This is a genomic window from Sphingomonas rhizophila (assembly GCF_014396585.1).
Taxonomy (GTDB): domain Bacteria; phylum Pseudomonadota; class Alphaproteobacteria; order Sphingomonadales; family Sphingomonadaceae; genus Sphingomicrobium; species Sphingomicrobium rhizophilum.
This window is the reverse complement of sequence record NZ_CP060717.1, coordinates 65,400-79,111: the sequence shown is the minus strand read 5'-3', so window position 1 is coordinate 79,111 and position 13,712 is coordinate 65,400. Positions and strand designations below refer to the sequence as shown.

The 13,712-nt window shown below is 64.6% G+C and carries 8 protein-coding genes and 2 pseudogenes; 5 read left to right on the top strand and 5 right to left on the bottom strand.

What is annotated here, in order from left to right; all coding sequences use genetic code 11:
- The first annotated feature begins 183 nt into the window (after positions 1-183).
- Positions 184-1,635 carry a glycoside hydrolase 5 family protein gene (locus tag H9L12_RS00340; RefSeq protein ID WP_187542145.1) on the top strand — a complete coding sequence of 484 codons (1,452 nt, stop codon included), beginning with the start codon at positions 184-186 and terminating at the stop codon, positions 1,633-1,635.
- Here H9L12_RS00340 and H9L12_RS00335 read toward each other — a convergent pair.
- The 4 genes from H9L12_RS00335 to H9L12_RS00320 form a co-directional block, all read right to left on the bottom strand.
- On the bottom strand, positions 1,543-2,766 hold the full coding sequence (locus H9L12_RS00335) for a glycoside hydrolase family 27 protein (protein WP_246450447.1): 1,224 nt from the start codon (positions 2,764-2,766) through the stop codon (positions 1,543-1,545). The two genes, H9L12_RS00340 and H9L12_RS00335, sit on opposite strands and share 93 nt — an antisense overlap.
- A 23-nt stretch (positions 2,767-2,789) precedes the next feature.
- Positions 2,790-3,824, bottom strand: coding sequence for a cupin-like domain-containing protein (locus tag H9L12_RS00330; protein WP_187542144.1), 1,035 nt, complete (start codon positions 3,822-3,824; stop codon positions 2,790-2,792).
- Positions 3,825-3,844: 20 nt separating this feature from the next.
- Positions 3,845-4,285, bottom strand: coding sequence for a hypothetical protein (locus H9L12_RS00325; protein ID WP_187542143.1), 441 nt, complete (start codon positions 4,283-4,285; stop codon positions 3,845-3,847).
- Between the two features lie 81 nt (positions 4,286-4,366).
- On the bottom strand, positions 4,367-5,527 hold the full coding sequence (locus tag H9L12_RS00320) for an endo-1,4-beta-xylanase (protein WP_187542142.1): 1,161 nt from the start codon (positions 5,525-5,527) through the stop codon (positions 4,367-4,369).
- Between the two features lie 76 nt (positions 5,528-5,603).
- Here H9L12_RS00320 and H9L12_RS14275 point away from each other — a divergent pair.
- Positions 5,604-7,666 (top strand): annotated as a pseudogene (locus H9L12_RS14275) (alpha-glucuronidase family glycosyl hydrolase).
- Positions 7,663-8,607: a polysaccharide deacetylase family protein gene (locus H9L12_RS00310; RefSeq protein ID WP_187542141.1), complete on the top strand. Its 945-nt coding sequence runs from the start codon at positions 7,663-7,665 to the stop codon at positions 8,605-8,607. The pseudogene H9L12_RS14275 and the gene H9L12_RS00310 overlap by 4 nt, the downstream one beginning before the upstream one ends.
- Here H9L12_RS00310 and H9L12_RS00305 read toward each other — a convergent pair.
- Positions 8,597-10,999 (bottom strand): glycoside hydrolase family 3 N-terminal domain-containing protein, encoded by a 2,403-nt coding sequence (locus H9L12_RS00305; RefSeq protein WP_187542140.1) that lies wholly within the window; start codon positions 10,997-10,999, stop codon positions 8,597-8,599. The two genes, H9L12_RS00310 and H9L12_RS00305, sit on opposite strands and share 11 nt — an antisense overlap.
- Before the next feature lie 104 nt (positions 11,000-11,103).
- On the opposite strand from H9L12_RS00305, the pseudogene H9L12_RS00300 reads away from it, so the two are divergent.
- Both H9L12_RS00300 and H9L12_RS00295 read left to right on the top strand, forming a co-directional pair.
- A pseudogene (locus tag H9L12_RS00300) lies at positions 11,104-12,155 on the top strand (LacI family DNA-binding transcriptional regulator).
- Between the two features lie 113 nt (positions 12,156-12,268).
- Positions 12,269-13,693: a sugar porter family MFS transporter gene (locus H9L12_RS00295; protein WP_187542139.1), complete on the top strand. Its 1,425-nt coding sequence runs from the start codon at positions 12,269-12,271 to the stop codon at positions 13,691-13,693.
- The last annotated feature ends 19 nt before the right edge of the window (positions 13,694-13,712 follow it).

Sequence of the window (13,712 nt, the reverse complement as noted above, 5' to 3'; positions counted from 1 at the left end):
ATGAACTCCGGCCGCGGTCCACGAATCGTGGCCGCAATCTCTACGAGTCGATTTGAATGATAGCGCTATCAATTAACCGCGCAATGTGCATTCTGATTAAACGCGACACGGCATCCGCTTAGTGCAGCAATTTTGTCACAACCGGTCCGGAGAGGCCGGGGTCCCCAGGGGAGCAAATCCATCATGACATCACCGCGCAACATTCTGTCGACGCCGCTCGGCCGGCGCACCTTCGTCGGCGGGACCGCCGCGGCGCTTGCTTCATGCGCCATTCCTGTTGGTGCCCCGGTCGCCCGCCCGTTCGTCGGACGATCGGGCACGGCGCTGACGCTCGACGGGCGGCGCTATCGCTATGTCGGAACGAACATGTGGTACGCTGCCTATCTCGGTGCTGAGGCGGCGTACGGCGACCGCGGCCGGTTGCAGCGGGAGCTGGACCGGATCGCCGTGCTGGGACTGACCAACATCAGGCTGCTGGGTTCGTCGGAAGATTCGCCGCTCAAGAATTCGGTCACGCCCACGTTTCGCGATCGAACGTCGGCTTACAGCGAGACCCTTCTGAAAGGGCTCGATTTTACACTTGCCGAGATGGGCAAACGCGGCCTCCGTGCGGTCATCTACCTGACCAATTTCTGGGAATGGTCCGGCGGGATGATGACCTATCTCTACTGGAACAACGGCGGCCGCTTCATCAACATGAACGACCCGGCCCACCCGTGGCCGGAATTCGCCGACATGTCCTCGCAGTTCTACGCCAACCGGCAGGCTGTCGCGCAATATCACGACTATGTCCGCGCCGTCGTGACGCGCACCAACAGCGTGACCGGCATCCGCTATGCCGACGACCCGACCATCCAGTCATGGCAGCTTGCCAACGAGCCGCGGCCCGGCGGCGGCAAGGAGGTTGGACTGAATCATTTGCGCGATTATCTCGCGTGGATTTCCGACACGTCGCGCCTGATCAAGTCGCTCGATTCCAACCATCTCGTCTCGACCGGAAGCGAGGGGACTCAAGGATGCCTAGATGACGACGCCTGCGTTATCAACGCGCATTCGGCGCCGTCGATCGATTATGTCACCGCGCACATCTGGCCGCAAAACTGGGAGTGGGCCGATCCCAAGGACCTGGCCGGCAGCTGGCCGAAGGTCGAAACAAACACGCGCGCCTATCTCGCCCGACAGATTGCCATCGCGAGCCAACTCGGCAAGCCACTGGTGGTCGAGGAATTCGGCTTCCCGCGCGACAGCGGCGGTTTCGAGCGCTCGGCCTCGACGCGATGGCGCGACCGCTTCTACGGCCTCATCTTCGAACTGGCGCTCGACAGCATGCGCGCCGGCGGACCGGTGGCCGGGACGAACTTCTGGGCGTGGGGCGGCGAAGGCCGCGCCGCCCATGCCGACTTCGCCTTCAAGCCCGGCGACAGCAGCTATCTTGGCGATCCCCGCATGAGCCGCAGGGATGGTACAGCGTGCTCGACGGCGATGCCTCGACGCAGGACCTGCTTCGCCGCCACGCCGCGGAACTTAGCGCCCTCCCCACCGTCAGGGCGTGAGCGTATACATCGCCACGCCATAAGGCTCGAGCGTCGCCGAATGACCGTTGGCAATTCGGCCCAGCTCGCGGTGTGCCCATAAGTCGCGCACCTTTGGCCGCGCGCTCGTCAGCCCCAGCTCCGACCAGCGCACGGCAACCGGCGCCGCCGCCGCGCCGCGGTTGAAGAACAGCAGGGCTGTCCGTCCACCGGACAGTGGCCGGGACCACACCTCCAGGTCGCCGTGCCGACGGATGCGGCGGCCCTGCTTGCCCAGCACATCCTGGTTGATCGCGATGACGTCGCGGTTGAGCAGGATCGAGCGCGTGGCGGCGTCCATGTTGGCAATGTCGTTGCCGGCAATCAGCGGCGCGGCCATCATCGACCAAAGCGAAAAATGCGACCGATACTGGGCGGTGGTCATCCCGCCGTTGCCGACTTCCAGCATGTCGGGATCGTTCCAATGTCCCGGCCCGGCATAGGGAGCCAGCGGCTCATTCTCGTCGACGATGTCCAGGATCCCGCGACGCCATTCCCGCTTGCCCGACCAATAGTCGCCAATGTCGCCCGTAGTCCGCCACAAATTGCCGATCTTCGACGCCCACAGCCACGGCTTGTTGGTGCCCCATTCGCAGATCGACAGGATAATCTCGCGCCCGCTTGCCTTTAGGGCATCGGCCATCAGTGCGTAGGCTTCCTCGGCATTGCGCGTGCCCGTGTAGCACCAGTCGTACTTGAGATAATCGACGCCCCACCGCGCATAGGTCAGCGCGTCCTGATACTCATGCCCCTGGCTTCCGGGACGCTTGCCGCAGGTCATCCGGCCGGCGTCGGAGTAGATTCCGAACTTCAGGCCCTTTGAGTGCACATAGTCGGCGAGCGCCTTGATGCCCGACGGGAACTTGACCGGGTCGGCCTGGATGAAGCCGTTGGCGTCGCGTTCACCGTGCCAGCAATCGTCGATCACCACATAGGTATAGCCAGCGTCCTTCATGCCGCTCGACACCATCGCGTCGGCGCTGGCGCGGACGGTCTGTTCATTGATGTCGCACGCAAACTTGTTCCAGCTGTTCCAGCCCATCGGCGGCGTCTTGGCCAAGCCGTTGGGAACTCGCGCCGGGTCCTTCGACGGGGGCAAATGATTGGGGTCGAATTCCTGCGCGCCCGCCGGGACGGTCATCAGCGCCGCCGCGAGACAACCGGAAAGCCACTTGCCCCGTCGCCTGATCATCATCTGCTTCCCCTCAATATGTGACGTTAGCGGTCGAGTGCCCGCAGGACATTCATCAGATAATGGCGAATGCGGCGGCGAAGCGTTTCGGACGTCTGACCGAGAATGCTCCTCGAATTTTCGGGAATGTGAGCGACCGGATCGCTGTCCAGACGGAACACGAAATGGTCGTACATCTCCCGCCACGCCTTCCGCTTGTCGGCGGGAAGGTGGCTGATCGTCAGCAAGCCGTGGACGATGGCATGCATCGGCGATCCGGCGTCCGGGGGGCCATCGGCCCACCAATAGTTGACCAGCAGGTTGAGCGGCCCGTCGCTTTCCACCGCATGCCACCACAGGCTGGGAATGAAGATCGCGTCACCGGGATCAAGCTCCGCCGCCATCGCGCTATCGATGGCCTCCCGGAACAGCGGGAATCGTTCCAGGTCGGGCGCAGCGACATCGACGATGCTGGTCGGTTGGCCAGCCACCGTCCGGTCGATCGGTCCGACGTACAGGTTCCGGACCTGTTCTGGCGGGAACAACGTGAACCGCCGCCGTCCGCTGACCACGACCGCGATATTATCCGCCTCGTCGTAATGCGGGGCGATGCGGCTCGAATTGCCGATCCAGGCGCGGGGTTCGGTTGGCTTGTTCGCCAGGACGGGCATCGGGTTTTCGGCGGCAAAGCGCGGCATGATCGCCCGCGTCGGGGTCGAACCCATGTACACCGTGTGGCCATGTTGCTTGCGATCGATATCGTCGAGCGTCAGCAGCAACCGGTTAAGGCTGGTCTCGATTACCTCGAAATTGAACTGATCAAGCCCATGGTCGAAGAAGTAGCGCCCGCCGACCGTCGGTTCGGCGACGAACGACTGCACCTTGCTCTCGTTCGACAGGGACGACAGATAATCGCGAAGGCCGGCTGGCGACTGCCGTCCCGCCGCCACCGCCGGCCAGTGCTTCGCCGCGCCGCGCCACACCAGCGGTCGGGCATCGCCGATCGCCTGCTCAAGGCCGTCGGCTGTCAGCGACGTGATTTCCGGCAACGCCCGGTCAGTGATTGGCGGTGACAATCCCACGACGCTGCCCCGGCTACGGCCTACTTCGCGCTCGAAACCTTCGCGATCAGCTCGTTGAGCTTGGTCTGCGTCACGGCGATTAGCAATCCGCTGTCATCCTTGCCGAAGGCCGTCAGCGGCACCTTCACCCGTTTTTCGCCGGACAGGATGATCGCGCCATCCGACTCCACGCTCTCGACCTTGCCGACCGGAACTCCGTTGACGTCGCGAAGCGCGCTGCCGGCCACCACCTCGGCGGGCTGGGCCGGCCGGGCATTGCGGACCGCGACGGGCTTCTCATCGGCCGGCTTGACCGGGTCGATCTTGGAAACGACCCGGTTGTAATTGCTGTTTTCCAGGCGGTTGTTGTTGGTGATGCGCGACGCATCGCCGCCACCCGGAACGGCGGCGCCGGTGGCCTGCGCGAGGGCGGGGCCGGAAACGCCGATGGCAAGGATAAGGCCCAGGATTTTCGACTTCATGATTTCAATCCTCTCACGCGGCTTCGGATGGTTCGCGTCGATCCGTTAGCGCTATCAAACTGAACCTGGCGTGGCCATCAATCAAGAGGCCGCGCGTGGGGCCGCGGCCAGCGAGCGCGCGATGGCCGCGCGCAGCGGCTTGGGACGGAACTGCGAATCGTAGGGCGTACCGCGCTTTACCAACTTGTCCGCACGCGGGTCGAAATCGGTCAGCCAGCTATAACGGTCGACCATTCCCCAAGCCAGGACGTCACGCACGGCCGGGAAGCTGAGCATCAGGTCAAGGTACGCGCCAGCGAAGTCAGCGACCATCGAATCGCGAACCGCGACGTCGTCCGGTGCCGCCTTGTCATTCACGTCGAATTCCGTGAGATGGATCCGGTAACCCATCGCAACCACTTCCTCGACGAAACGGCGCCAGGGTCCCCCGGATTCGCGAACGATTGCGGCGACCGGCTGGTTCTTGAGCAGTCGGATGTGCGACTGGATGCCGAGCGCGTCGACCGGTATCCCGCGCCGACGAAAGCCTTCGAGCAATTTCAGGACGCCACGCATGTGCGTCTCGTCCTCGCCAGTCCGCTCCCAGCTCATATAGTCGTTGTAGACAAGCTCGGCGTGAGGCGCCTCCGCCCGCGCCGTTTGGAACATGAGGTCGATGGCCGCTTCCCCGCCAAGGGTCCGCGAAATGACGGTGTCGCGAATCTGGCCGGTCGCGGGCTCGATCGCTTCGTTGACGACGTCGTAGGATTCAATCGCGTTCCCGTAACGCCGGCAAACCGTCTGGACATGGCTGGTCAGAAGCTGGGCGGCGAAGGATGGCCGAGCGCCGAAATCATGGCGCGCGAGCCAGGATGGATACCATTTTTGCGGAAACCAGAAGAGCGTGTGTCCGCGAAGCCCGAAGTTCCCGGCCTTCGCATAGGCGGCGATCTCGTCGAATTGGGCGAAGTCGAAGCGGTCGGCCGACGGTCGGGTCCACTGCCACTTCAGCTCATTTTCCGGCACCAGCAGCGAACATTCGCGCTCAAGGATCGCGGCGTAGGCAGGGTTGGCAAAGCTGCCGCGATCGGCGCCCGGACGGCCCCAGGCGACGGCCGAACCGAACCGCCGCCCGCTGCGCCGCGCCAGCCCGTCGAGCGAATCGGGTGCGACGGTCCTGGAAGGTGGAAGCGGCGTGCAGGCAGCAACCAGGCCACCGCCCATACCGGCAAGCGCAGCACGACGATCGATGGAAAACGACATGGACGAAGGCTCCGCTTGATTTCTTGCGGTAGCGCTAACAGGCTTCGCCGCGTCGCTCAACGGAAGTGTCGCCGGAGTGTATCGATTGCGTGTCCTGTTCCTCCTGTTGATCCTGTTCGCCGCAAGCCCGGCAGCGGCGGAGGATGGCTATCGCTTATGGCTTCGCTACCACGACGAACGGCCCGGTGCTGCCGCGCCGTCGATCGCCGCGAGTGAGCGTCACCCGATCATCCGGTCGGCGGTCGACGAACTTCGCCGGGGACTGAGCGGACGGCCGGAAAGGCTGATCGTCGGGACGCCGCGCAGTCCTGCCATCGCATCGCTCAAACTGGATCTGAGCGCCCTCGGCCAGGAAGGATATTCGATCCGCACTCTCCGCGTCGGCGGCGGCGATGCCATCGTGATTGCGGCCAACCAGCCGGCCGGCGTTCTCTATGGCGCATTCGCCTATCTCCGCCTGGTCCAAACCGGCGCGGCCGGGGCGCGGATCGAGCAAGCGGACAAGCCGCGCTACCCACTCCGCCTGCTCAATCACTGGGACAATCTCGATGGGTTCGTGGAACGCGGCTACGCCGGCCGCTCCATCTTCCGGTGGTCATTGCTGCCAGCATCGTCCGACCGGCGACTGACCGACTACGCCCGCGCCAATGCGTCGATCGGAATCAACGGCGCGGTGCTCAACAACGTCAACGCCAGCGCGACGATACTTACGCCGGCCTTCATCCGCAAGGCCGCATCGGTAGCAGACATCCTTCGGCCATGGGGAATGCGCGTCTATCTGACGGCACGGTTCAGCGCGCCGATCGAGATCGGCGGACTGACGACCGCCGACCCCTCGATCCCGCCGTGCGGGCGTTCTGGAAAGCGAAGGCCGCCGAAATCTACCGCGCCATCCCGGACTTCGGCGGATTCCTGGTCAAGGCCAACAGCGAAGGCCAGCCGGGTCCGCAGCAATACGGCCGAAGCCACGCCGACGGTGCGAACATGATGGCCGACGCGCTGGCGCCGCATGGCGGTGTCGTGATGTGGCGGGCGTTCGTCTACACGCCCGGGACGACTGACCGGGTTCGCCAGGCTTATGACGAATTCGCGCCGCTCGACGGCAAATTCCGGTCGAACGTCATCGTCCAGGTCAAGAACGGACCGCTCGATTTCCAGCCGCGTGAGCCTTTCCATCCCCTGTTCGGCGCGATGCCGCGAACGCGGCTGGCCTTCGAAGGGCAGGTGACGAAGGAATACCTCGGCTTTTCCACCCACCTCGCGTTCCTCGCCCCGCTGTGGAAAGAAGTGCTGGCCGCGGATACGTGCCGCCCCGCCTGTGGCCACGACGTCGCCGGCCATCTCGCCGCGATGAGCGGCGTTTCAAACGTTGGCGACGATCGCAACTGGACCGGATCCGACTTCGACCAGGCCAACTGGTACGCGTTCGGGCGCATGGCATGGGATCCGTCGCTCGATCCGGCCGCGATCGCCGACGAATGGATCGCTCAGACCTGGGGCCTCGACCCCGCGGTCGTCGCGACCATCCGGTCGATGATGCTGCGGTCGCGCGAAGCGGTTGTCGATACCATGACGCCGCTGGGCCTGACCCATCTGATGGGAAGCGATCATCATCATGGCCCGGCGCCGTGGGTCGACAACATGCCGCGCCCCGACTGGAACCCCACCTATTATCATCAGGCGGATCGCGGCGGCATCGGCTTCGACCGGACCGCGCGCGGCGGCGGCGCGGCGGATCAATATGCCGCGCCCGTCGCCTCATGCTGGTCATCGCTCGGCTGTGTGCCCGATCGGCTGCTGCTGTGGTTCCACCACGTGCCATGGACCTACCGGATGCGGTCGGGCGAAACATTGTGGCAGGCACTGGCCAACCGGTACGACCACGGCCTTGGCGAGGTTGATCGGATGCAAATGGATTGGGCGTCGCTGCAAGGCCGGGTCGATCGCCAGCGGTTCGATGCGGTCTCGGCAAGGCTCAGCCGGCAGCGACGCGAAGCGCAATGGTGGCGTGACGCTTCGCTGGCCTATTTCGAACGACAATCGGGCTTAAAAGTCCCCGCTGGTCACGCACGGCCCTTGCACTCTCTCGAAACCTATCGTTCGCTCCGTTTCAACAGCATTCCGGGGACGCCCAGATGATTGCCAAACCGATTACGCTGATGCTTGCCGCCCTTCTAACGGGCTGTGCCGCCACCACGACACCGACGTCGGCCCCGAAGATGGCGATCACCATCGACGACCTTCCGACGCACGCGCCGTTCCCGCCCGGCGTCTCGCCCAACGACGTCAATTTTCAATTGATCGACGCGCTGGTGAAGGCTCGAGTCCCTGGCGTGACCGCGTTCGTCAATGCCGCCTCGGTCGAGGTCGATCCTTCGACCGAAAAGGCTTTGGACGCGTGGCGGGATGCCGGAATCCCGCTCGGCAACCACGGCTGGTCGCACAAGAACCTCAACGACCTAACCGTCACCGATTACGAACGCGAGATCGAACGCAACGAACCTGTCCTGGCAGCGCTGAATGGCCGCGACGATTTCAAATGGTATCGCTTCCCCTACCTTGCCGAGGGCGATGATCCGGCCAAGCGCCTTGCCGTTCGGACCTGGCTTGCAGACCACGGCTATCGCATTGCCAGCGTGTCGATGAGCTTCAGCGATTGGCAGTGGTCGGCGCCCTACGCGCGTTGCACCGCGGCTGGCGATCGCGCCGCCATGGCCGAACTCGAGCGGACCTACATGGAGGCGGCGAAAGCCGACATCGACTACAGCCGGCTGGTCTCGAAGCGAATGTACGGGCGCGACATCCCGCACGTCCTGCTGCTGCATGTCGGCGGCATGACCGCGCACATGATGCCGCGCCTTCTCGATCTCTACCGCCGCGAAGGCTTTCAGTTCGTGTCGCTGGCCGAAGCCCAATCCGATCCGGCCTATGCCGAGGATAACGACCCGCGCCTGCCGCCGCGCAACCAGTTCTTCGCGCCGCGCGCCCGCGACTTGGGCATCGCCCTTCCGCCGGAGCCCGACTATTCGCGCGTGATGACGATGTGCCCGGGCGCGGGTCCGGCGACCTCTACTCCTTGACCGTCAGCGTCGCCGACTTGAGCTCGACCGAGTTCGGACCGGCAGAAACGGTGAAGGTGCCGGGTTCGACCACCCGCTTCATCGCGATGTTGTAGAACGACAGGTCGTCCGGGGTCAGGTCGAACGTCACCGTGCGACGCTCACCGGGGGCGAGCGTGATCCGCTGGAACCGTTTCAACTCGAGCACCGGCCGGGTGATGGTCGCGACATCGTCGCGGACGTAAAGCTGCACCACTTCGTCGCCCGTTCGCGCGCCGACGTTTGCCACATCAACTGCAACTCGTGCGGTCTGCCCCTTGCCAATCGACGGCGTCAGGATGCGCGGCGCCGACATGTCGAACCGGGTGTAGCTCAACCCAAAGCCGAACGGATAAAGCGGCTTGGTCGTATCGAACAAATAGCCGCGCCGCGCCGTCGGCTTGTGATTGTAGAAGATCGGCAACTGGCCGACGTGGCGGGCGATGGAAACGGGCAACTTCCCACCCGGATTGACCGCGCCGAAAAGGACGTCGGCAATGGCGTGGCCGGTTTCCTGGCCCAGGTACCATCCTTCGATGATCGCCGGCGCCTGCTCCGCCAAATAGTTGACCGACAAAGGCCGGCCATTCAGCAGCACGACAACCGTCGGCTTTCCGAGCGCCAGCACGGCCCGGGCCAGTTCTTCCTGCTGTCCGGGCAGGTTCAGGTCGGAAGAATCGCCAAGGTGATTGTCCGCCCACGCTTCGCGGCTGGTTTGTTCGTTGCCGCCCAGCACCATGACCACGACATCCGCCTTGCGCGCCGTCGCGACTGCCTGCGCGATCAGGCGGCGGTTGACGTCGGCCGGGACCAGCTTGACCTCGTCCTTCGCCCAGATGCGCTCCTCGGTGATCCGCACGCCTTCGGCATAGTCGACGGCGAACTTGCCCGCCGCCGCCCGTTGCAGCCCTTCCAGCACGCTGACGACGTGCCGCGGTTCATCGCTGTAGCCGCCGATCGGCGTGTCCCGCGCGTGCGTGCCCAGCACCGCCATCCGGCGAATGCGGGACGGGTCGAGCGGCAACAGCTGGCGCTCGTTTTTCAGCAGGACGATCGATCGCTGCGCAGCGAGCCGCGCCAGCGCCACCGCGTCCGGCGTCGCGGTCTTCGAGTCCGCCGACCCTGCATCGACATAGGGATGCTCGAACAAGCCAGCCTCGAACTTCAGACGCATCATACGCCGCACCGAAGCATCGACCAGCGCCAGCGGCACCTTGCCGTCGCGAACCAGCGCGGGAAGGTCGGGGAAGGTCTGCGGATCGGGCGTCTCGCTATCGACGCCCGCCTTGATCGCCTGCTCGGCCGCCACCCTTGTGGTGCCGTACAGCTTGTGGCGAGTGATCATCTCGTTGATCGCGAAATAGTCGCTGACCACCGCGCCCTTGAACCCCCACTCCTTGCGCAGGACGTCGGTCAGCAGCCAGCGGTTGGCATGGCTGGGGATGCCGTCGATTTCGTTATACGACGCCATCACCGACCGGATCGGCAGCTCCTTCACCGCGCGTTCGAACGGCGGGAAGAAATTCTCGCGAAGGGTACGCTCGCTGATTTCAGCGGGCCCGACATTGGTGCCGTTTTCCGGCTGGCCATGACCCGTGAGGTGCTTCAGCGTCACCATCACCTTGTCGTTGGCCAGCGGCAGGGTCCTGCCCTGGAAGCCGCGGATCGCCGCCAGACCCATCTCGCCAACCAAATACGGGTCCTCGCCATAGGTCTCTTCGATCCGTCCCCAGCGCGGATCGCGAGCAACGTCGACGACGGGCGCCAGCGCCAGGGTCGCGCCACGGGCACGCATCTCGCGTGCGGCGACGCCGAACACCCGCTCGACCAATACCGGGTCCCAGCTGCTGGCGAGCGCGATCGATTGCGGGAAGCTGGTCGCGTCGCGCGCGACATAACCGTGCAACGCCTCCTCGTGCATCAGGATCGGGATGCCCAGCCGCGTTTCCTCGACCGCCCAGCGCTGCGCCGCGTTGACATAGTCCGCGGTCTCGCGAGCGGTACGGTTGCGGCCGTCGCTGGCCGCGCCGGCCGCGCCAGTGTTCGACTGGCTGACACCGCGCCGGTCGGAGGGCCGCGCGAATTGGCCGATGCCGTCGGGGAAGTTACGCGATGCGGCGGCCCGATCGAACGTCCCGGCGGCATCCTGGACCTTCGCCTTCTGCTCCCAGATCGTCTGCAGCTGCGCGGCCTTTTCCTCGAGGGTCATGCGCCGCAACAAATCCTCAACGCGACGTTCGATCGGCTGTTTCGGATCCTTGTAGATCGCGGACGAAACGGCCTTCGCCGGGGCGCCGTCGGCGCCGGTTATGGGCCAGGCCAGCGTCAGTCCAATGGCCGCCAGGCTTGGCAGCGCCCACAATTTCCGGCTCATGTCCCCTCCGAACGTCTTCTTCTTATTGATAGCGCTACCATAGGCGCTCCCGGTGGCGTTGCAATGATTTTGGGCCAAGCCTAAGGGTCGCGGCTGGAGGGCCCATGACAAAGCAGACCCGCCGCAGCCGCGGCACGGTCACAATCCAGGATGTCGCGCGTCATGCCGGCGTGTCCGCGATGACGGTTTCGCGCGTGGTCAACGACGAAAAGAATGTCCGCGAAAAGACCCGCGAAAAGGTCCACCGCAGCATCGCCGAACTTGGCTACACGCCCAACACCGCCGCCCGAAGCCTGGCCGCGGGGAAGCGACACATATCGGCCTCATCTATTCCAACCCCAGCGCCGCCTACCTCAGCCAGTTCCTGGTCGGCGCGCTGGAAGGTGCGCGGGCGGCGGGCTGCCATCTGGTCATCGAAGCCTGCGAAACCGACGCGGACGCCGACCGGGTGGCGGTGGCCCGCCATATTGCGACCGGTCCCGTTGAAGGCGTCATCCTTCCGCCGCCATTGTCGGAGGCCGAACCGATCCTGAAGGAATTGGCGGCGAGCGGGACGCCTGTCGTGACCGTCGCGATGGGCGAACAACACCCCAATCCGCTCAATGTCCGGATCGACGATCGCAAGGCGGCCGTCGATCTGACGGAATACCTCCTGTCGCTTGGGCATCAGCGGATCGGATTCATCAAGGGCAGCCCGGATCATATCGCCACGATCGAGCGCGAGCGCGGATATCGCGCCGCGCTGGCCGACGCTGGAATTGCGGTGGACGAGGAATTGATCGCCCAGGGCTATTTCACCTTTCGCTCCGGGCTGGAAGCCGCGGAAAAGCTGCTCGACCTGCCCACCCCGCCGACGGCGATTTTCGCTTGTAACGACGACATGGCGGCTGCGGTCATCGGCGTAGCCCACCGGCGATCGCTCGACGTGCCCCGCGACCTCAGTGTGGTCGGTTTCGACGACACATACCTCGCAACCGCCGTGTGGCCCGAACTGACGACCGTCCGCCAGCCGGTGTCGGCCATGGCCCGCTCGGCCCTTGAACTGTTGCTGGCGGACCTGCGCCTGCGCCGAAGCGGCGAGGAGCCGGCGCCCGAGGAACGCATCCTGGATTACGAATTGGTAATTCGCGAATCCGCTGCCCCGCCGCAGGCCTGACCCACGCGCAAATTTTCATTGCCGGCGCGGTTGCATTTCGCGGCGAAGGATGGAGAAGTTACCGGTAACAATGAAGCCCGGACGAACGGGCGATGGCATTCAAGGGGAGTGGAATGACCGACACCGTATCGCAACGTGCCAACATGGGCTTCATAAGCTCGATCGTCGCGGTGGCGACCATCGGCGGCTTTCTGTTCGGGTACGACAGCGGCGCCGTCAACGGCACGCAGGATGGACTGAAAGCTGCGTTCGGCCTCGTCCCCGGAAGCTTTTCAATCAGTGACGGCCTTGGCTTTACGGTCGCGTCCCTGTTGATCGGCTGCACCATCGGCGCATTCTTCGCCGGCCGGCTCGCCGACCTTGCCGGACGCCGCAGCGTGATGCGGATCGCTGCCGTGCTGTTCCTCGTCGGCGCGCTGCTTCAGGGTTTTGCGCACGATCACACGTTGTTCCTGCTGGCCCGCATTATGGGCGGCATGGCGGTCGGCGCGGCCAGCGTGCTCTCCCCCGCCTACATTTCCGAAGTCGCGCCGGCCGACATTCGCGGCCGGATGACCACCATCCAGCAGATCATGATCATCACCGGCCTGACGGCGGCGTTCGTGGTCAACTATTTCCTCGCCAAGTCTGCCGGCACGTCGACGGGCGTCCACTGGGCCGGGATCGAGGCGTGGCGCTGGATGTACCTGATGCAGGCGTTGCCGGCCGCGATCTTCCTGGTCGCGCTATTCTTCATTCCGGAAAGCCCGCGTTACCTCGTCTCGAAGAATCGCGACCAGGAAGCGCGCGGCGTGCTCACCTCGCTGTTCGGTGCGGAAATCGCCGATGCCAAGCTCGTCGAAATCCGCAACACGTTCGCCGAAGACCATCGCCCGCGCCTCAGCGACATCAAGTCGCCCGGCGGCGGCATCCGCCCGGTGGTGTGGGCGGGCATCATGCTGGCGGTGTTCCAGCAGCTCGTCGGCATCAACGTCATCTTCTATTACGGCGCGACACTGTGGCAGCTGGCCGGCTTCACCGAAGACCAGTCGCTGCTGATCAATATCGTGTCGGGCGCGGTCTCGATCGCGGCGTGCCTGATCACCGTCGCGGTAATCGACAAGATCGGCCGCAAGCCGCTGCTGCTGATCGGGTCGGCCGGCATGGCCGTCACCCTGTTCGTAATGGTCTACGCCTTCAGCCAGGGTTCGCTCGATGCGGACGGTAATCTGCAGCTGTCGCAGCAACTCGGCACCATCGCCGTGGTCGCGGCCAACCTGTACGTCATCTTCTTCAACGTCAGCTGGGGCCCGGTGATGTGGGTCATGCTAGGAGAGATGTTCCCCAACCAGATCCGCGGGTCGGCGCTGGCGGTGGCGGGATTCTTCCAGTGGTTCGCGAACTTCCTCATCACCATGAGCTTCCCGGTGATGGCGGCGAGCCTCGGCCTGACCACCAGCTATGCCTTCTATGCAATCTGCGCCGTCATCAGCTTCTTCCTCGTCCAGTGGGCCGTCCACGAAACGAAGGGCAAGGAGCTTGAGGAAATGCAGGGCTAGGGACGACCAAGGTGACGCG

What these genes read in the sequence shown, in the direction of transcription:
- H9L12_RS00335 (WP_246450447.1), bottom strand. Translation starts at nt 2,766, where the DNA reads ATGATGATCAGGCGACGGGGCAAGTGGCTTTCCGGTTGTCTCGCGGCG.
- H9L12_RS00325 (WP_187542143.1), bottom strand. Translation starts at nt 4,285, where the DNA reads ATGAAGTCGAAAATCCTGGGCCTTATCCTTGCCATCGGCGTTTCCGGC.
- H9L12_RS00310 (WP_187542141.1), top strand. Translation starts at nt 7,663, where the DNA reads ATGATTGCCAAACCGATTACGCTGATGCTTGCCGCCCTTCTAACGGGC.
- H9L12_RS00340 (WP_187542145.1), top strand. Translation starts at nt 184, where the DNA reads ATGACATCACCGCGCAACATTCTGTCGACGCCGCTCGGCCGGCGCACC.
- H9L12_RS00320 (WP_187542142.1), bottom strand. Translation starts at nt 5,527, where the DNA reads ATGTCGTTTTCCATCGATCGTCGTGCTGCGCTTGCCGGTATGGGCGGT.
- H9L12_RS00295 (WP_187542139.1), top strand. Translation starts at nt 12,269, where the DNA reads ATGACCGACACCGTATCGCAACGTGCCAACATGGGCTTCATAAGCTCG.
- H9L12_RS00305 (WP_187542140.1), bottom strand. Translation starts at nt 10,999, where the DNA reads ATGAGCCGGAAATTGTGGGCGCTGCCAAGCCTGGCGGCCATTGGACTG.